Raw genomic sequence first — 19935 nt, forward strand, 5'->3', positions numbered from 1 at the left:
GAAGGCCTTTTTATATTATAAAATATGGATAAGGCTTTCAAACTCGGAGAGCATTTGCACCCCCTCATTGGCTACTAAAAAAGTGTATCTAAGAGAATTGGGTATAAACCCAAAATATTTTTTGAAGGCCGAAGTAAAATGAGTGGAATGCTTGTAGCCCGTCATTTGAGCAACGTCCGATATTCTATAATCTCCCGTGAGGATCAGTTCTTTAGCATGTTCCATTTTCTTTTCAGTGATGTAATTCATCACTGTTTTGCCAAAATACTGTTTAAAGTGTTTTTTGAGATATTGCTCGTTGGTACCTACATACTTTGCCAATTCGGGGATAGTGTAGTTTTTTGATAAATCTCGATGGATCAGGTTTTTTGCTAGCACTATCTTGTCATAATGGTTTTTGTTCGGAATTATCTCGTGCTTTTCGTTCTCCGCATAGAGTCCCTCAATCTGATGTACCAGAATTTCGATGAGTAGGGCCTGTATCCGTAAGCGGTTTAAATAGTTGTCATGGCGTATATAAACCATAAGTTGGTTGATGAGCAATCGAGTCCTGTTATCACTATTGGTTAATAGTCCATTACTAAAACGTAAGGTATTTTGTTCAAATTTTCTTCTAAAGTCATCCAATAGCTCATTAGAGATAAATAAGGCTATAGCAAGATGATCTTCGTAGATGTTTTTCCATTCCAGTGTCTCTCCTTTTTGAATGGGGTGGATAATATTTTCTCCCCCTCGAATTATGTAGGACTGTTTCCGCAGAAAATAAGGACAAATGCAGCTATGCTCGTGTAACGGGAATAGGATGTTTAGAAACCCATCTAATGGACTGCTCAGCTCTTGATTATTGGTGCCGTGCAATAATGCATAATGAATATCTAGGGAAGTAGAGGTCAACGGACACGCTACAGTGGATTCAGACTGAAATTCTGAGATTTCTGAATTTGAAGCTTTTTTTCCTGATTCCGTCATTTTGTTATTTAGAATACATCTAGATTTGCAACGCAAGGTTTTATTTAGACTTGTTCTAAAAACAAAAGTAAACTATTAATCTGAGATAATGAAACAAATTTACCTGTCGTTGTTCTTCGTAGTTCTTGTGACTTCGGTATTTGCGCAAAAGACATTCACTGTAAATGGTAAAGTACATAAAGAAAGTGGAGAACCGATATCTCATGTTACGGTTAGGATTAATGGCACATCTCTAGTATCTATCACTAATGAACAAGGACGCTATTCCTTCTCTAATGTTTCTCAGGGAAAGTATATCATGTCGGTTTCTTCCGTAGAGATAAAAACCAAGACTTTGAATATTGATGTGAACAAAGATTATCTAGACCTACACATACACGTGGGAGATAAAGGCGATGTGTCTTTGGACGAAGTAAAAGTGACACGTAATACCGTAAAACGCGAAATTGAGACCTCCGGCTTTGCAGTTTCTATTATTGAGACAAAGGAAGCTTCTTTAAGAAATTTGACAACGAATGAGTTGTTAGATAGGGCAGTTGGTGTACGTGTGCGCCAAAACGGCGGAGAGGGATCTCCCATTGAATATAATCTGAATGGAATGTCAGGAAGCACCATAGGATTATTTTTGGATGGGATTGAGATTTCTACTTATGGTTCATCCTTTAACCTTAACAATATTCCTCCTGCTATGATTGAGCGTATAGAGGTATATAAAGGTGTTTTACCTTCTCATCTAAGTGGTAATTATGTTGGAGGAGCTATAAATGTCATTATGAAAAAAGATGCTTCTGCGAATAATTTATCCGCAGCTGTATCTTATGGCTCTTTTAATACGTACCGGGCTGATGTTGGTGGATTGTATCGTAATCAAAAGAATGGTTTGACCGTTAGAGCTTCAGGGTTTTATAGTCATTCAGATAATAACTATGAAATGTGGGGTAAGTTCTCTAAATATACCTTGCCTAATACACGCGTGGAAAGGTATTATCGTACCAAGCGGCCAAATGATAAATTTGAGACTATTGGTGGACGCTTTGAATTAGGATTCACAGATGTGTCCTGGGCAGATCAATTTTTCGTAGGCTATAACGTGTCTGATTCTTATAAGGATATTCCACATGGAATTACCATGACTAGGCCCTATTTTGGTCGATTCAATGAATATCAGGCGCATGTTTTTAGCATGAATTATAATAAGCGTGATCTTTTTGTAGAGGGGTTATCGCTCAATTTGAATGCGGTACACAGTAAACGAAATACGTATCTCCAAGATACAGTTAGTCAGTTATATAATTGGGACGGTACATTGTTGATGGCTCCACCAAATGAAAACGATGAAGTAAAGCCCTTTCCTCATATACCAGGAAAAGGACAGCAAGGAGATGCGGTGATGAATGATATTGACCGTACGATATCGAATGTTCGGACTAATTTGGCTTATCTCTTTTTGCCTGGACATCGTTTATCACTCAATCATAAGTTCGAAAAGACAACCCGAAACGATAGAGATTTGCTTAATCCTGAGAAAGACAAATGGATTACGCAAAATGATATATGGACAAATATCTGGGCTTTGAATTATGAGATGGAGACTTTTGATAATAAGCTCCGGACAAATGTTTTTGGTAAGTATGGCTTAACGAAGACTAAGAGTCTACAACCCACAGCATTGGAAAATGGGGTGATGAACTATGAACAAAGTACTTCAATTAGAGATAATAAAGGCTTTGGAGCTACTGTGTCTTATCAAGCGATTAAAGACGGGTTTATTATTTTGTCCGCAGAAAAGTCCTTTATTATGCCTACAGAACGGCACTTGTATGGGGAGCCGGAAAACAATCTACTTCCTAATGCAGGAATTTTGCCTGAAGTAGCGGTAAACTATAATTTGGGCGGACGTTATGGTTTCCTAGAATTTTCGGATCATAAGTTGAACTTCTATGCCAATGCATTCTGGCGTAACGGTTATGAAAAAATAATTTTACAGACACGTGTAGACCCTGTTATTGAAGGGCGTGAAAATCAAGTTGAAGACATACAGGTGAGTCAATTTGTGAACTTGCCTAGGACCCAGACATTAGGTTTTGAGGGGGAGATTAACTATATCTATAGCAATAAATTGAATGCAATGGTTAACTTTTCGAAATTCAATTCGCTATTCAAAGTGAAAGAAGACGAAAGGGGGAATCCACATAGTCTATATAATCTTCAGGTACCTAATGAACCTTTCTTTACAATGAACGCAAACGTTCAATATCGATTAAATAACATATTTCAAAAAAAATCAGTTGTGAATCTTCATTATAACATGGGATATGTTGCGCCGTTTAGTACAATATGGATCGAGTCAGAGTGGTTTACAACACCAACTCAATTTGCACATGACTTTGGAGCAAGCTATCGTTTTCCAAAGGGAAACGTAGTAGTAAGTTTGGATGGTAAGAATGTGTTTAACGCGGAAGTATATGACAATTTTGGCATCCAAAAACCAGGTAGAGCATTTTATATTAAATTGAATTATACATTAAATAACTTTATTAAATAGCATATGAAAACGAGATTATTTACTTCGCTAGCTGTAGGAGCAGTGATTGCTATGGGCGCATTAGCAGGATGTAAAAAAAGTGATGGACCAAATGGCGGCTTAGAACCGTCAGGACCAGACAATCAACCTAGGAAATATATTACGTTGACAGGAGCATTCCCCGATGATAAAGGTACTGCTGGAAATGGAGGAACTATGGCGTTTGCAATTACGCCTGAAGAAGCTATTAACCCAAACTTCGAACTGAATGTTTATAGTACCGGTTATCCGCTTCGTTCACAACGTACAGCACGGGTACAAGGGTCTACAAATGGTAATTTTTTATATAATATACAGTACACAGGTACAGATGGCGGTATTTTTAATAAATACCGTGTAGATGGAGGAAAAGTGTTTACGGATACGCGTGAAGAAATGAATACTGAACCTATTCTTGGTACAGCACCTCGATGGGTAGTTGCTGCCGAGGGTGTAGGGATAGGAGTCTACGCTTCTGCTAAAATCAAAGGGTCGGCCGAGGGAGCTGGAGCTGATTTTGTTGACGTAACCAGTACCGCGAAAATAGCAATAATGGATCTGAATGATCCTCAGGTAACGCGTCAAACTGAATTTACAATTCCTTTGACTGCAGAACAGACGAAAGCAGGTTATCAGATTGGTCGTATAGACGTGCCAATTGTTAATGCAGCAAAGACAAAAGTCTTTATTGGCTGTAATTTGACAAGAACAGATGTGACAAAAAAATCGGGTTTTAAAGATAATGTACAGACATGGAGTAGTGGAACTAGAGAGCTAGGAACAGCTACTTTAGTGGTGGACTACCCATCATTAGCTAATCCTAAGTTAATATATGCAGATCCTGCCGTTAGTAAGGTTAACAATCATTCTTATCGTACAATGACGCAATACGTGGGTACTGATGGTCATGTTTATCAAGCAACAGCAACTTCAGGATCACAGATCTTACGTATTGACAAGTCTACAAATCAGTATGATAATAGTTACAATTTTGATTTGAAAGCTGCACTAGGAACAAGCAATAGTGTTGCTATAAGGGCTTGGAAGTATATTAAAGATGGTGTTGCTATTGTGTTATATACTGAGTCAAAAGTGGACGGAGGGTATCTAGCGCTCGTTGACTTGAATGAAAGAAAGGCGACTCGCTTGACAACAGAAAATCAAAGTGATATTGGTTTTTCTGGACGCTCTGCAAATGAATCAGAAGGTATAACAGCAATCACAGGTACATTTGGGCAGTTTCAAAACATTGGGTTAGTTGGAGATAATATTTATGTACCAATGACTCCAAACGGTCTGGATGGTAACTTGTATGTGATTAATTACAAGACAAAAGCGGTTACAAAAGGAGCCAGATTGAAAAATCAATCGGGTAGTTTTTATATCGGTGCTTACTAAAACCTACTAACAGTATTAAAAAGGACTTTAAGATTTGCTTAGAGTCCTTCTTTTTTTATTAAACATTATTTAGACTAAGAATAAATAATATATATTTGCAAAAAATAAAAAACATGTCTTCATCCAATTGGCCTAAGATTCGCAAATTTTTCAACGATATCCACCTATGGGGCGGATTGATTTCTGGTATTGTCGTATTGATTGTCTGTTTGACAGGAACCATCTATACGTATAATACAGAACTTCGAGAGGCAGCTATACCTCAATATTATAAAGTAGCTCCAGAGGGAGATAAGCAAAATGTGGATACCTTAATTAAGCAGGCTAAGACGTCTATAAAGGGGGAGATTGTTGGGGTAAAAGTCCCTTTTAATACTGATAAGACGATATTTGCATTGTATAGTAAGGCTAGAAAGGAAGAGGGAGAGTCAGAAAAGAAGGCAGGGCCGAAAAAGATTGAGGTTAATACAGGAGCTTCGGAAGCCAAACTTGCTAAGGGAGATGAGCCAGCATCTAAGGGAAAAGATACCAATAAGGTTGGTGAAGCGGCTAGTGCGGGTGCTGGAAAAGAGAAAAAAGCTGCCCCAGCTGCTGGTGGACGTGGTCCTCGTGCCAATCAGATGGCCATAAATCCGTATACAGGACAGGTTATCGGTGATCCTTCGGATGAGAAGACCAAGACAGCAGCTTTGATGCAAACCATGTTCGGCTTGCATCGTTGGTTGCTTCTGAATGAGGTGGAAAAACCTATCATAGAAGGGGTAGAGAATCGTAAGCTGGGATCTTGGATTACAGGGACAGCTACGTTGCTGTTTTTGCTGGGCGTCATCTCTGGTATGATTATCTGGTTTCCAGCTAAGATGAGAGGATGGAAGAATGGCCTTAAGATAAAATGGTCAGCGAGATGGAAGCGTATCAATCACGATTTGCATAATACGCTCGGTCTCTACAGTTGCATAATTCTATTCTTAATGTCCGTGACAGGGCCTTTTTGGTCATTTGAATGGTATAGGGCAGGATGGCAAAAGACTTGGGGAACTTATAAATCTCCCGATGCACCGAAGGAAGATAAGCCGGCGTTCGTATCCGTTATGCCTACGGATGGAAAAGAACCTCTAACTATCGAGGAGACTATTTTAATTGTGAATAAACTGTTGCCTTATGATGGAGATATTACAGTCAATTTTGCAAAAGATAGTGTTGGTACTGTTTCTGTCTCAAAGAATCGTGTAGGTTTTTTCGCTCCTTCTGCAGGAGATAAATTGACGCTGGATCAATACAGTGGAACAGTGCTAGAGAAGGATATTTTTAGAGATAAGCCATTTAACGAGCGGGCATCTGCATCGATTAAAGCATTGCATATTGGGGATATATATGGACCTTTTAGTAAGCTACTGTATTTCATAGCTTGTCTTATTGCGACCTCTTTACCGGTTACAGGTACGATGATTTGGATCAATAAGATGAAGAAAAATAAGAAATAGGTTAGTAAAGCCCCTGTTCATTATAGACCGGGGCTTTTCTTTGTATCTTGATTTATTTCTTTCGACTTAACATGCTATCTAGCAGCATTTCGATTATGGCGACCACAATTGCAAATAGAGCAGCATTCCAGAAACCGTCAACGTCAAATTTGGACCCCATAATAGAGTCACTTAACATGATCATAAGGATGGTGATGATGAATGAAACCAGTCCAAAAGTAAGCCAGTTTAGAGGAAATGTAAACAGTCTTAATATCCCACCAACTATGGCATTTACAAAACCGATTACCAAGCCAGTGACTATAGCCCATCCAAAGCCTGCAACATGTGCTCCAGGGATAACATAAGCCGCAATTGCAACGACTAATCCTGTCAATAAAAGGGAAATAATGAATCTCATAATAGTACCTGTTTTTTAATTAATACATGTTCAAAATTGGTGCCAAATGCTTGATATACCGTGCGGCTCGGTTTATCCTTGAGCAGCATTATGTCAATATGTTAATTGTTTTATTATGCTTGCATATAAAAAATATATTATCTTTAATATACATTTTAAACTTAATTATACTATGAAACAGTTATTATTTTCTTTTGTAGCGCTCGTGTTTTCTATGGCCTCTTATGCGCAAAGTAAAGATCCTATTGTGGGGATGTGGTTAAATCCCAGTGGAGAGGGCAAGGTGGAAATCTATGAATCGAATGGAAAATTTTTTGGCAAGTTATATCTTGTTAAAGACAAGTCAAAAAAAGACACAAAAAATCCCGATGAAAAGCTAAGGTCCCGTGCTTTAAATGGAATTGTCATTCTTAACAACTTTACAAAAAAGAGAACTTCCTATGAGGATGGAGAAATCTACGATCCCAAAAGCGGTAAGACATATAGTTGTAAGATGAAACTTAAGGGAGATAATGCTTTGGATATTCGTGGATTCATAGGTATTAGTATGTTTGGACGGTCAGAAACGTGGACACGTGCCAAATAAAGTGGGTTTTATAATGCGCAGACAAACGATTTCGTACTGCGTAGTGGTAAAATTCTGCTATCTTTGGAACAAGAATCAAATGTCCTAAGGCCCTAACGCTTTGGATATTTTAAAATTATAAATTTTATTTTTTCATATGTACAAAACGTTAAAGCCAGCATTGGAAAAAGAGTTGGCTGCAATCAAAGAAGCAGGACTTTATAAAGAAGAACGGATTATTGTAACTCCTCAGGGGGCGGATATTAGAGTAAGCACTGGACAGGAAGTTGTTAACTTCTGTGCAAACAATTATCTCGGACTTTCATCTCATCCAAAAGTTGTTGATGCCGCAAAGAAAGCTATAGATGATCACGGCTATGGTATGTCCTCGGTTCGTTTCATCTGTGGAACACAAGATGTGCACAAAGAGCTGGAAGCAAAGTTGTCTAGTTTTTTAGGGACAGAAGATACGATTCTTTATGCTGCAGCATTTGATGCCAATGGCGGTGTCTTTGAGCCTTTGTTTGGAGCTGAAGACGCTATTATCTCCGATGAGCTGAATCATGCTTCTATTATTGACGGAGTGCGTCTATGTAAAGCACAGCGTTTCCGTTATAAAAACTGCGATATGGAGGATTTGGAAGCTCAGTTACAAGCTGCTTCCGGAGCCCGTCATAAAATCATCGTGACCGATGGAGCGTTCTCTATGGATGGTTCTGTCGCTCCATTAGATAAAATCTGTGACTTAGCGGATAAATATGAAGCTTTAGTGATGATCGATGAATCGCATTGCTCAGGTTTCATCGGTAAAACAGGTAGAGGTACGCATGAGCTATTTGATGTTATAGATCGTATCGATATTATAACAGGTACGTTAGGTAAGGCTTTAGGTGGCGCTTCGGGAGGGTTTACTTCAGGTAAAAAAGAGATTATCGATATGTTACGGCAGCGCTCTAGACCATACCTTTTTTCAAACACCTTAGCTCCTGCGATTACAGGTGCGTCTGTGGCGGTATTAGATATGCTGAGTGAAACGACAGAATTAAGGGATAAATTGGAAGCGAATACATTGTATTTCCGAGAGCAGATGACAGCTGCAGGTTTTGATATTAAACCTGGATTTCATCCAATCGTGCCTGTGATGCTTTATGAAGCCAAGTTGGCGCAGGAATTTGCTGCGAAAATGTTAGACGAAGGAATCTATGTGATCGGTTTTTACTATCCTGTAGTGCCTCAGGGTAAAGCTCGGATTCGTGTACAGATCTCTGCTGCCCATGATAAAGCCCATCTGGATAAGGCTATTGCGGCATTTACGAAAGTAGGGAAAGCCCTTGGCGTAATCTCGTAAATGCGCAAATCACTTGTTAACTGAGAAAGGAAAAAGACATTGCTGATATCGTAACACATCCTTCGGGGCAGTTTTTGATGTAAAAAAGTCTTAAGTATTTGAGTGTGAAATCGGAAGGTTAACAAAATAATAATATAAAATACTAAAATTTGAGGTGTAAAATAATTATCTTTGCACCCTGAATTTAAAACAAATTTACTTGCTACATGCAAAATATTAGAAATATAGCGATTATCGCTCACGTCGATCACGGAAAAACTACGTTAGTTGACAAAATCTTACATTTCACGAACCAATTTAGAGATAATGATGGTACAGGTGATTTAATTTTAGATAACAACGATTTAGAACGTGAACGCGGTATTACGATCGTTTCGAAAAATGTTGCCGTCAAATATAAAGACGTTAAGATTAATGTAATCGACACCCCTGGTCACGCCGATTTTGGTGGAGAGGTGGAACGCGTACTAAAAATGGCGGATGGTGTAGTTTTGTTGTGTGATGCCTTTGAAGGACCGATGCCTCAGACTCGCTTTGTTACGCAAAAAGCTTTGGCTTTAGGATTAAAACCTATTGTCGTAGTTAATAAAGTAGATAAGGAAAACTGCCGTCCGGACGAAGTATATGAAAATGTTTTTGATTTATTCTTTAGCTTAGATGCTACCGAAGAGCAACTCGAATTCCCAGTATTGTACGGATCATCTAAACAAGGATGGATGTCCACAGATTGGAAACAACCGACAGAAGACTTCAGTCCTTTGTTGGATGCAATTATAGAACATATTCCTGCAGCACCTCAAGCCGAGGGTACATTACAGATGCAAATTACGTCTTTAGATTACTCTACATTTGTCGGTCGTATAGCGATTGGTCGTGTTGCACGAGGCACAATCAAAGAAAATCAGCCTATATCATTAGTAAAACGTGACGGCAAGATTGTAAAAAGCCGTGTCAAAGAACTTCAAATCTTTGAGGGATTGGGACGTCTTAAGGTTTCTGAGGTAAAGGCTGGTGATATTTGTGCGGTGGTAGGTATTGAAGGCTTTGATATTGGGGATACCATCGCCGATTTCGAGAATCCAGAACAACTAGAAGTTATCCAGATCGACGAACCAACAATGAACATGTTGTTTACGATCAATAACTCTCCATTTTTTGGTAAAGAAGGTAAGTTAGTTACCTCTCGTCATATTCACGATCGTTTACAGAAAGAATTGGAGAAAAACTTAGCATTACGTGTTGTTCCTACAGAATCTCCGGATGCATGGTTAGTCTATGGCCGTGGTATCTTACACTTGTCCGTACTTATCGAGACCATGCGTCGTGAGGGGTATGAGTTACAAGTGGGACAACCGCAGGTTATCGTTAAAGAAATTGATGGTAAAAAGTGTGAACCGGTAGAGGTATTGGTTGTAGATGTTCCTGGTGATGTGTCTGGTAAGGTAATCGAATTGGTAACACAACGTAAAGGTGAGTTGTTGATTATGGAAGCCAAAGGTGAAATGCAGCACTTGGAATTCGAAATTCCGTCACGCGGTATCATCGGATTGCGTAACAATATCCTGACTGCTACAGCTGGTGAGGCCGTAATGGCGCACCGTCTTAAAGGTTACGAGCCTTGGAAAGGAACAATTCCTGGCCGTCAGCATGGTGTTTTGATCTCTTTAGATAAAGGTACTACAACAGCTTACTCTATTGATAAGTTACAGGATCGTGGTAAGTTCTTTGTAGAGCCAGGAGTAGAGATTTACGAAGGTCAGATTTTAGGAGAGCACATCCGAGACAACGATTTGACAATTAATATAGTCAAAGCTAAGCAATTGACAAATATGCGTGCGTCTGGTACAGATGATAACACACGTATCGCTCCTGCTATTAAGTTCTCATTAGAGGAATCAATGGAATACATCCAAGGAGACGAATATATTGAGGTCACACCTCAATCTATACGCTTACGTAAAATTTACCTAACGGAAAATGAGCGTAAGGTAAACAAGAAAGTTTAACACACAAAAAGGCCAGTCAAATTGGACTGGCCTTTTTTATTTCCAAAGTTTTATATAGTCTATTTTTTCCTGATGCGTTCTTCCGCTGCAACATAGACATCTTCCTCGGCTTTATAGATCTTGAATTGCACCTCATATCCATCAGGTACATAGATTACGATCGGTAATTTTCCATTGTAGCGTACCATCTCTGGTTGTGCTGCAACAAATAAATGCCTATTGGGAGCGTCTGGACAGCCCATTTGTGTCGAAGCGACATTTCCATTGGTTTTGAATACATAATAATCATATCCCCAGCCCTGTAAATCTTTCTTTTCTAACGTTCCCTGCAGAGAAAAATGATTACAACCATCTACTTCCATCCATTTACCAACATTGAATTCGATCTTCTTGTTGTCGTCATTTTTAGAATGAGGTACTTCGATGATCATTTTTTTATACCCTGTTTCGGGAACCGGAAATATATCCGTGTTTTGTTTTAGGACAGATTGTGCCATAGTCATTGTTGTCAAGCTTAAGAGACCCAATAAAACCGTAAAGGTCTTGAGAAGTTGTTTCTTCATATTTGTTTGTGTTTAAAAGAATACTGTTCTGTTTATACCAAATATGATTCCAAAAACCCAAAAAGGTTTAATAAGCGACTGTTTTGAATGCCTTATCCCGATTTTTTTGACATTTCATAGCTTTCCGTGAGCTTATCCAGGCGTTTTTGAATAGCGATATCAGTACGCTGAGGTATCAATTGGTTCAACGCATTTTTCTCGATATCTATATTGGATGTTGACTCAAATAAATGCACCGTCCGCTGGTTATGAAGGGCGACATCGTATGGATCCTTGGCACTCATCAATTTGACAAATACGGGGAGACACTCGAAGAATATGAAAAGCAAGGCTATAAAGATCACCGCATATTTGGTCGAATCATTTTCTGTGCCATCAGCATTTTTATGGAGGTTGGCCAAGGCTGTATTTCTGTTGGCAAAGCCAGCTATATTCACGGCGCTGTCCAGACTGGTTTCTGATAGAATTCGTTGATCCAATAATCCTTCTTTTTCTTTTCTGACCAGGAGTTGATTTTCTTTGTTTTGAATTCTATTTCTTAATGTATCTAAAAATATTTCTTCTTTTTTGAGATTCTCTTCCTTGCGTTTAGCGTGGGGGCCGTACCCTAATACGCCCGAGGTTTCCGTGGTTTTTGTACCAAATATCTCGTGATTGAGCTGCTGTCTAGATGTCTTGATTGTAGATTCCAAAGAGTCCGCTTGACGTTTTAACGTCTGCAGTTGCGTATACTCGACTTGATATTTGCTCTCAAAGGTATGATTTAGCGTGTCTATACGCGCGTGTTGTTGTTTTAGGTATTCAACTCGAAGATGTTCCTTTATTTCTTTGTCGAAAATTTTAAGTTCTAGAGGGCGAGAGATGACGATACCAATCAAAATAGCTAACAATATGCGGGGTAAAGCTTGGAGCAGTTGTTTGCCATAGCTTTCCGACTTGTTCATACTAAGGACAATGTAGCGGTCAAGATTGAATATGGCCAGCCCCCAAATCATTCCAAAGAAGGTGGCGTATAAGGGAGCCAGTGCACTGCCGCTAAAGACAAAGAATAGTGCGTAACCACCTGCTAGACTCGCAAAAAGTCCAGTAAAGAAAATGGTAGCCCCTATACTGACATATTTGCTGTGTTCTTCCGGAAATTGAGAAAGCATTTCTTTGTGCACTCCGGCACACCACCAGAAAAAAGATTTTAATATACTCATTATATTGAATTTGAGCTAGAATAGTTTTTTTCAAAAGTATAAATGATACGGGAATCTTTAACATGCTTTTCGGTGAACGTCAGCAAATAAGCGGCGAAACAAGAATTTGTCGCTAAATTTATATAAGTTTGTAGGGTCAAATTAAAACCGAAATTTGAATCATAAGTGCAGGGAGTAAATTCCGGTCAAGGAATGGTACTTGAGCTAGATAGAACGAAAAATAGAAGAATATAAATAGATTGAAATGAGTAAAAAAAACTTCATTCCATTTTTGGTTGTTGCCTCCATGTTCGTAGGGTGTAATAACGAAGAAAAAAGTACGGGTTCTGATAATCCGTTTTTGGCGAGCTATGACACGCCATTTAATGTTCCACCTTTTGACAAAATCAAAGATGAACATTTTAGACCTGCATTTGAAGCGGCACTTAAACAACATAATTTGGAAATTGACAGTATTGTCAATAATACAGAAGAGCCTAATTTCCTGAATACGATAGTTGCCTTAGAGAATGCAGGCACATTATTGGGAAATGTATCTACAGTCTTCTATAATTTGAATTCGGCAAATACCAACGATACTATTCAAGCTATAGCTAAAGATTTGGCACCTCAGATATCTGCTCATAGTGACGAGATTAAATTAAATGCAAAGCTTTTTGATAGGGTTAAAGCTGTATATGCGAAGAAAGATGCTCTTGGATTAGATGCGGAGGATCAGAAATTACTGGAAGAAACATATAAAGGTTTTGTAAGGTCTGGAGCCAATCTGTCTGAAGCAGATAAGGCTAAGTTGAAACAAATTAATGCCGATCTTTCTGTATTGACAACTCAGTTTGGACAAAATTTATTAGCAGAAACCAATGCTTACGAATTGGTTGTTGATAAGAAAGAGGATTTAGCGGGCTTGCCAGAAGGTCTGATCGCGGCGGCGGCAGAAACTGCAAAAGCAAAAGGTAAAGAGGGAAAATGGGTCTTTACACTTTCTAATCCTTCGGTAATGCCATTCTTACAATATGCGGATAGTAGGGAGTTACGCAAGGAAATATGGAACGCATACCAGTCGCGTGCTAATAACGATAATGATAGCGATAATAAAGCAGACTTGGTCAAGATCGCCAACCTACGTTTAGAAAAGGCTAAGCTATTAGGCTATACGTCGCACGCTGCCTATGTTTTAGAGGAATCAATGGCGGGCAACCCTAGCAATGTGTATAGCTTGTTGAATAAACTATGGGGACCTGCACTTGCAAAAGCGAAGGTCGAAGCTGCCGATATTCAGAAAGAGATTGAGGCAGCGAAAGATACCTTTAAGGTAGCACCATATGACTGGAGATATTACGCTGAGAAGATACGAGTTAAACGTTTTGCCTTGAATGAGGAAGAAATTAAACCATATTTTAGTTTATCCGCCGTCCGTGAAGGTGCTTTTGCTACTGCTACAAAATTATGGGGAATTACCTTTGTCGCATTAAACAACGTACCTACATATCATGAAGAAGTGGAAGCGTATGAAGTGAAAGATAAAGACGGTTCTCATCTGGGAATATTATATGCAGATTTCTTCCCTCGTGATTCAAAACGCGGTGGCGCATGGATGACTTCGTACCGTAGCCAACAAACGAAAGATGGCAAGCGTGTAGCACCAGTAATCTCCATTGTATGCAATTTTACGAAGCCTGTTGGTGATCAGCCCGCATTATTGACATTTGATGAAGCTACGACATTATTCCATGAGTTTGGACATGCTTTACATGGATTGTTTTCCAACGTGAAATATAAGTCCTTGGCTGGTACTTCAGTTTCGCGCGACTTTGTAGAGCTGCCGTCTCAGGTAATGGAAAATTGGGCTGCAGATCCTGAAGTGTTGAAAACGTATGCTAAACATTACAAAACAGGAGAAGCTATTCCTGATTCATTGATCGCTAAAATGGAAAAAGCTGGCACTTTTGACCAAGGTTTTGCGACAACAGAATATGTTGCTGCATCATTATTGGATATGAATTACCATGCTGCGACTTCTGCGATCAGTACAGATGTTAATGCTTTTGAAAAAGCAGCGATGACCAAGGTAGGCTTGATTGATGCGATTATTCCACGTTACAGAAGCACTTATTTTCAGCACATCTTCTCCGGTGGATACTCCGCGGGATACTATGCTTACATATGGGCAGAAGTCTTAGATGCTGATGCATTTGCCGCTTTTAAAGAAAAAGGGTTATTTGACCAGGTCACAGCAGATTCTTTCCGTAAGAACATTTTAGAAAAAGGAGGAACGGGAGATCCTGCAGAATTGTATAAAGCGTTTAGAGGTAAAGATCCAGATCCTATTCATTTGATGAAGAAGAGAGGACTGAATTAATTAAATCCTTAAGTAGACAAAGGGACTGATTTCTGAAAATGGAGTCAGTCCCTTTTTTTATTCAATTTTTCACTCATTTGTTTTTTGACCATGGTACGATCTTGTTTCTAATAAGTTAGATCTTAAGATACTTTTTGGCTAGGGATTATGTAGTCTTAACATAGCTATTGGCTAGGATAAGGCTAGGTAAAGGCTATGTTAAAGCTGTCTAAAAGATAGCTTACGACTTAATCTAGCAATAATGAGATCCGACCTGCTATGAACAAAGGCCTGCGAGCATTTATGCGGTTGTGTAGCAGAGATAAAATAAAATTTAATAAAAGTTTTTCTATTGCCTCTCTTTTATCTATATTTGGTCTAAATAAAAATTATAGTTTATGTGTCAATCTATCACATTGGGTTCGAAAGGCAATACAACCATTAGTTACTGTAGCAAATGCAAAAATCATTATATATGGCAGGGAGCTTTTATATTGACCTTTAATCCCTTTCAATATGATTGTTTTCTAGAAGAAATAAATAAAAGAATAGGTGCGGAAGAATTCTTGGGATTCCCTGATGGAATATCCCGAATATTGCTGCCGACACCGGTACAGGAAATTCTATTTACATTTTCAGAGGATGAATGGCGTGATTTTACGAGCACGTTACAGGAGGCCTATTATATGCGTGAAATTTATCAGATAATAAATTAAAAATATTAAGTCCTGGATGCTTGTCTTTTAATGACTGGCGTCTAGGCACAAACAACAGTTTTATAAATAATTTTCTCTCTCTTCTTTTTATAGACTGTAAATCCCCTTAGTTAGACTTTGGGGATTTTCTCTTATTATATACCTGTTGAATTAAACTGTAGCTCGTAAAGCTTTTTATAATAACCTTCTAAATTCAATAGCTCGTTGTGAGAACCGATTTCTTTTATTTCCCCTTTATCGAGTACAATAATTTTATCCGCCTTTTGGATAGTCGACAGACGGTGAGCAATAACAATAGCCGTACGTCCATCCATCAGGTTATCAATAGCAGACTGTATCATTTCTTCTGTTTCGGTATCAATGGAAGAAGTAGCTTCGTCTAGTACCAGAATTTTGGGGTTATGTACCAAGGCTCGAATGAACGATACTAATTGAGCTTGTCCTGCAGATAGTGTAGCTCCCCTCTCTTGCACTTGATAGTCAAATTGGTTGGGAAGCTTGGTTATAAAACCATATGCTCCCACCTTTTTGGAAGCATCGATAATCTTATCCATTGAAATCTCGGGGTTGTTTAGCGAGATATTGTTCTGTATCGAATCGGAGAATAGAAAGACATCCTGTAATACAATAGAAATATTTTTTCGTAAAAAGCCAAGCTCATACTCACGAATGTCTATTCCGTCAAGTAATATTTGACCTTTTTGTATTTCGTAAAATCTACTTAATATGCTGATGATGGAAGATTTCCCTGCGCCAGTCGCTCCAACCAATGCTAGAGTATCTCCAGGGGCAACGCTAAAACTAACATCTTTTAACACCCACTTTTCATCGTTATAAGCAAACCAAACATTCTTGAACTCAATAGCTCCTTTGATTTCTTTATTTTCGAGGCTCCCTGTATTCGGCGTGAACTCGTCTGTGTCCAAGACATCAAAAATACGCTCTGCCGAAACCATTCCCATTTGCAGTGTATTGAATTTGTCAATAAGTTCTCGGATCGGTCGGAATATCATATTGATGTACATGATAAAAGCAACGACAACACCTGGGGATATAACATCAGCAATGATTTGCTTCGAGCCGTACCAGACCAGTAATCCGGTAGCTATGGCGACGATAATTTCCAGTACTGGAAAAAATATAGAGAAGTACCAGTTGGCACGGATGTGCGCATTCCGGTGCTCTTTATTGATTGCCTCAAATTTCCGCATTTCTTGGTCCTCACGTGCAAAGTATTGGATAATCGCCATACCCGATATATGTTCCTGTAAAAAGGTATTGAGGTTGGCGATCCATAATCTTACGCTTTGAAAGGCTGATTTCATAGCCTCCTTGAAGACGTAGGTTGCCGCAATCATTAATGGCATAGGGACTAATACAATCAGTGTCAGTTTCCAATCCGTGTAAAACATTACAGCGAGGATTACGACTAATTGTAGAAGATCACCAATGATCTGGATCAATCCTTCCGAAAAAATATTAGCAATGGTTTCCAAATCGGAAATAGTTCGTGTGATTAATCTCCCGATTGGCGTATTATCAAAGTATTTGAGTCGTAGGTTGGTTATATGATTGAATACTTCGATACGGATATCTCTAATGACAGATTGCCCCAAAGTATTAGTCATTAAGGTGTGAAAATAACGGATAATAGTTTGTAAGGCCAAAAGCAACATCATTAAGGCCAGCATAGCATTTAAGCCGTCATAATTACCTTTGAGTATATAGTTGTCCAAGGTATGCTCAATCAACAAAGGGAGTGCGGGTGCTACTGCTGCAAGAAGAATGGTAAGTATGACCGAAACCCAAAATGTTCGGTTATATGGACGCATGTATTTTGCTAGTCTTTTGAGTAGCTTACTGTCGTAGGTATTGCCTGTTATCTTCTCCTTTTTCATCCGAATCAATTAGTGGTGTGAGGCTTGTATAATATCAATTATACATAGGGGTAACGAACTTTGGTCAGATATAGGCCATGCGCAGGAACAGAAATTCCAGCTCTAGATCTGTTTTTGCTAGAAAGTATGTCTTTTACATGTGAAACAGGGAGATCTTGTGAGCCTATTTTCATCAGAGTGCCGACAATGGCCCGTACCATATTTCTTAAAAATCTATCTGCCGTTATATTAAAAATAGCGATCTCCCCAAATTGTCTCCATTTAGCCTCAGTTATTGTGCATATATTAGTGTGTACTTGTGTATTGGACTTGCTAAAGCAAGAAAAATCCATTGTCCCCAAAAGCTGTTGAGCAGCTTCATTCATTTTTTCTATATCCGGAAGCTCTCTGACTTGCCAGGATCTATTGATGAGGAATGGATCTTTGTGAATATGTATGTGATATTCATAACTACGTGATGTGGCATCAAAGCGTGCGTGGGCATCGGTCGAGACTTCAAAAATATTTTTGATAGCGATGTCATAAGGAAGCAATGCATTTAGAGAATGTTTGAATTTTTCAATGCTGTTTATTAAAAGTGCATTTGCGCTATCGAAATGTACATAGAGTTGCCTCGCATGTACACCTGTATCCGTTCTTCCTGCACCAATGGTCTCTATGTTTTCTCTCGTCAGTGTATATAAAGCATGATTAAGTTTTTCCTGCACTGATATCGCATTAGGTTGAATCTGCCAACCGTGATAGGCGCTACCATCGTAGGCAATTTCTATAAAAAACCTTTTTTTCTCCACAAAGCAAAGATAATATAAAAGTTTTAGGGTTTGCATAGTGCTTTTTCATTCCGTGTTCGTGAATGCAAAGCATTTTATATAAGTTTGTGCTATTAATAATAATGTAAAGTTATGATACAACGTATTCAGTCCATTTGGCTTCTATTAGCGGCTATTATTATTCTCGGACTATTTCTTTTTCCCTATTTGAATTATACGGATCTGGTTGGCTTAGGTAAGAAACTTTTGGTAACCGGTTCTTATGCTGCTGTAAATAATGAAAGTGTCAAACAGGAAAGCTATGTATTACAAAGTATTGCAACGGCTGTATTGGGATTTATTCCTATTCTTACGATATTTTTATATAAAAATAGGAAAAGACAGTTGATGTTGATTTTTATAGAAATAGTATTGATCTGTTTGTTTGGAATATGGTTATTTATGTCTTCAAAGGATACGTTAAGTTTAATTTCTCAGCCCTTTGGAGCACAAAATATTGGTGTTGGCTTTTTTCTGTTGCCAGTTGCTATTGTCTTTTTAGCTATGGCAATAGGAGGTATCCGCAAAGATGAGAAACTGATTAAATCTGCAGACCGTCTACGATAATGAAGGCCTTTTTTTTACTGATTGGCCTAGCTCTTTGTTCTTTCGGGACACCATCTTTTGCCCAGGTAGCAACAGAGGAGCCTACTGTAGTTGACGACATACAAATAGATGTGAAAGGTGTTACCTTGACGACAAAAGGAGATACAGCTACTGTTGAGCTTTATCTGATCTCTTATACAAGAGGAGGTAGAGAATTAAACCTGAATAGCTTTGCTTCGGGGATTGTGGACTCTAAAGGGCAACCCTATTTATACGAATCAATGCGTATTGGTAAAGTATTGGTAAAGGCATCAGATAGGCAGAACTATACTCATTACTTATTGGAAGAAGATGTTCCTGTCAAGCTCGTAATGAGGACGGCAGGGTGGAAAAAACAATGGGGAATGCCTCAGCAATTTAAATTGGTATTTGAAGATAGCGGAGAGCAGGGGAAATTCTTGGAAGTAATTATTGATTTATAATAAAGAAGGCAATCTATTTAGATTGCCTTCTTTATTATCTTGAATAGCGGAACTGTTGTTTGTCCATCATTGCCATCTGATCTTTCATCATCTTGATCTGATCCGCTAATAATTTGTTCTTATCTGCTTTCTTTGCTTCTTGCAAAAGTTTCTCTGCTTCTCGCTTGTTTCTCTTAGCCATCATGACGCCTGCTAGGCTCAATTTTGCCAGAGCTACGTTGTGATCCATATGTAAACCCAGTGAAAGTGCCTTTTTGAAGAATTTTTCTGATTGCATAGGCGCACGTTGCGACTCGATCAGACCTAGCAACAGATGATAGTACCCATGTTGTGCATTGATTAACTGAGTTTCATAGTTTTTAATCTTATTAAGCCATTTCTCCGCATTGGGGATATCCTGTTTTCGGAAATACCACTGTGCAATAAGCATGTTTTCGTTAAAAAATACCGTGACCCAAGCTAGGATGGTAACTAAGATTCCTAAAATTCCCCAACCCCAGTGACCAAACCAAAAAAGTGCCACAGTTCCTATTAGCAGGAGACTACTTAAAATTATACGTACTAAATTTGACATTGCAATCTATAACTATATATGAATATGCAAATATCGTTAATTTAGCATGTTATCCAACAGGTTTGTCGGATAAA

Annotated in this window: 17 protein-coding genes; 10 read left to right on the forward strand and 7 right to left on the reverse strand. The window is 38.6% G+C overall.

Annotation, left to right across the window (positions count from 1 at the left end):
- Nucleotides 1-15: 15 nt before the first annotated feature.
- Nucleotides 16-969 carry a helix-turn-helix transcriptional regulator gene (locus tag JKG61_RS12675; protein ID WP_202103356.1) on the reverse strand — a complete coding sequence of 318 codons (954 nt, stop codon included), beginning with the start codon at nt 967-969 and terminating at the stop codon, nt 16-18.
- 88 nt (nt 970-1057) lie between these two features.
- Between JKG61_RS12675 and JKG61_RS12680 the strand changes: the two genes are divergently transcribed.
- From JKG61_RS12680 to JKG61_RS12690, 3 genes are all read left to right on the forward strand, one after another.
- Nucleotides 1058-3514 (forward strand): TonB-dependent receptor, encoded by a 2457-nt coding sequence (locus tag JKG61_RS12680; protein ID WP_202103357.1) that lies wholly within the window; start codon nt 1058-1060, stop codon nt 3512-3514.
- A 3-nt stretch (nt 3515-3517) separates the two neighbouring features.
- Complete coding sequence (locus tag JKG61_RS12685) at nt 3518-4930, forward strand: hypothetical protein (RefSeq protein ID WP_202103358.1); 1413 nt, start codon at nt 3518-3520, stop codon at nt 4928-4930.
- 113 nt (nt 4931-5043) lie between these two features.
- A complete protein-coding gene (locus JKG61_RS12690; RefSeq protein WP_202103359.1) occupies nt 5044-6414 on the forward strand; it encodes a PepSY-associated TM helix domain-containing protein in 1371 nt (456 codons plus the stop codon).
- A 52-nt stretch (nt 6415-6466) separates the two neighbouring features.
- On the opposite strand, the gene JKG61_RS12695 is transcribed toward JKG61_RS12690, so the two are convergent.
- Nucleotides 6467-6814: a phage holin family protein gene (locus JKG61_RS12695; RefSeq protein ID WP_202103360.1), complete on the reverse strand. Its 348-nt coding sequence runs from the start codon at nt 6812-6814 to the stop codon at nt 6467-6469.
- Between the two features lie 172 nt (nt 6815-6986).
- On the opposite strand from JKG61_RS12695, the gene JKG61_RS12700 reads away from it, so the two are divergent.
- From JKG61_RS12700 to typA, 3 genes are all read left to right on the forward strand, one after another.
- Nucleotides 6987-7400, forward strand: a complete 414-nt coding sequence (locus tag JKG61_RS12700) for a DUF2147 domain-containing protein (protein ID WP_202103361.1) — start codon at nt 6987-6989, stop codon at nt 7398-7400.
- A gap of 136 nt (nt 7401-7536) precedes the next feature.
- A complete protein-coding gene (gene kbl / locus JKG61_RS12705; protein WP_202103362.1) occupies nt 7537-8727 on the forward strand; it encodes a glycine C-acetyltransferase in 1191 nt (396 codons plus the stop codon).
- A gap of 206 nt (nt 8728-8933) precedes the next feature.
- Nucleotides 8934-10733, forward strand: a complete 1800-nt coding sequence (gene typA, locus JKG61_RS12710; protein ID WP_202103363.1) for a translational GTPase TypA — start codon at nt 8934-8936, stop codon at nt 10731-10733.
- 59 nt (nt 10734-10792) lie between these two features.
- On the opposite strand, the gene JKG61_RS12715 is transcribed toward typA, so the two are convergent.
- Complete coding sequence (locus tag JKG61_RS12715; protein ID WP_202103364.1) at nt 10793-11296, reverse strand: ecotin; 504 nt, start codon at nt 11294-11296, stop codon at nt 10793-10795.
- 92 nt (nt 11297-11388) lie between these two features.
- Nucleotides 11389-12498: a DUF4407 domain-containing protein gene (locus tag JKG61_RS12720; RefSeq protein ID WP_202103365.1), complete on the reverse strand. Its 1110-nt coding sequence runs from the start codon at nt 12496-12498 to the stop codon at nt 11389-11391.
- A 244-nt stretch (nt 12499-12742) separates the two neighbouring features.
- Between JKG61_RS12720 and JKG61_RS12725 the strand changes: the two genes are divergently transcribed.
- Nucleotides 12743-14857 (forward strand): M3 family metallopeptidase, encoded by a 2115-nt coding sequence (locus JKG61_RS12725; protein ID WP_202103366.1) that lies wholly within the window; start codon nt 12743-12745, stop codon nt 14855-14857.
- A 377-nt stretch (nt 14858-15234) separates the two neighbouring features.
- Entirely contained in the window at nt 15235-15552 is a 318-nt protein-coding gene (locus tag JKG61_RS12730; protein ID WP_021071074.1) for a hypothetical protein, read from the forward strand.
- A gap of 134 nt (nt 15553-15686) precedes the next feature.
- Here the strand turns inward: JKG61_RS12730 and JKG61_RS12735 are convergent, their stop codons facing one another.
- Nucleotides 15687-17450, reverse strand: coding sequence for an ABC transporter ATP-binding protein (locus JKG61_RS12735; protein ID WP_202103367.1), 1764 nt, complete (start codon nt 17448-17450; stop codon nt 15687-15689).
- A 38-nt stretch (nt 17451-17488) separates the two neighbouring features.
- Nucleotides 17489-18241: a tRNA pseudouridine(38-40) synthase TruA gene (truA, locus tag JKG61_RS12740; RefSeq protein WP_202103368.1), complete on the reverse strand. Its 753-nt coding sequence runs from the start codon at nt 18239-18241 to the stop codon at nt 17489-17491.
- Between the two features lie 111 nt (nt 18242-18352).
- Between truA and JKG61_RS12745 the strand changes: the two genes are divergently transcribed.
- Both JKG61_RS12745 and JKG61_RS12750 read left to right on the forward strand, forming a co-directional pair.
- The gene (locus tag JKG61_RS12745) at nt 18353-18826 is read left to right on the forward strand and encodes a DUF4293 domain-containing protein (RefSeq protein WP_202103369.1); all 474 of its coding nucleotides are present in this window, start codon (nt 18353-18355) and stop codon (nt 18824-18826) included.
- Nucleotides 18826-19287, forward strand: a complete 462-nt coding sequence (locus JKG61_RS12750) for a hypothetical protein (protein WP_202103370.1) — start codon at nt 18826-18828, stop codon at nt 19285-19287. Before JKG61_RS12745 ends, JKG61_RS12750 begins: the two co-directional genes overlap by 1 nt.
- A 34-nt stretch (nt 19288-19321) precedes the next feature.
- Here JKG61_RS12750 and JKG61_RS12755 read toward each other — a convergent pair whose 3' ends face one another.
- Entirely contained in the window at nt 19322-19861 is a 540-nt protein-coding gene (locus JKG61_RS12755; protein WP_202103371.1) for a tetratricopeptide repeat protein, read from the reverse strand.
- Nucleotides 19862-19935 lie beyond the last annotated feature (74 nt).

The organism is Sphingobacterium faecale (assembly GCF_016746095.1).
In the GTDB taxonomy this organism is placed as follows: Bacteria; Bacteroidota; Bacteroidia; order Sphingobacteriales; family Sphingobacteriaceae; genus Sphingobacterium; species Sphingobacterium faecale.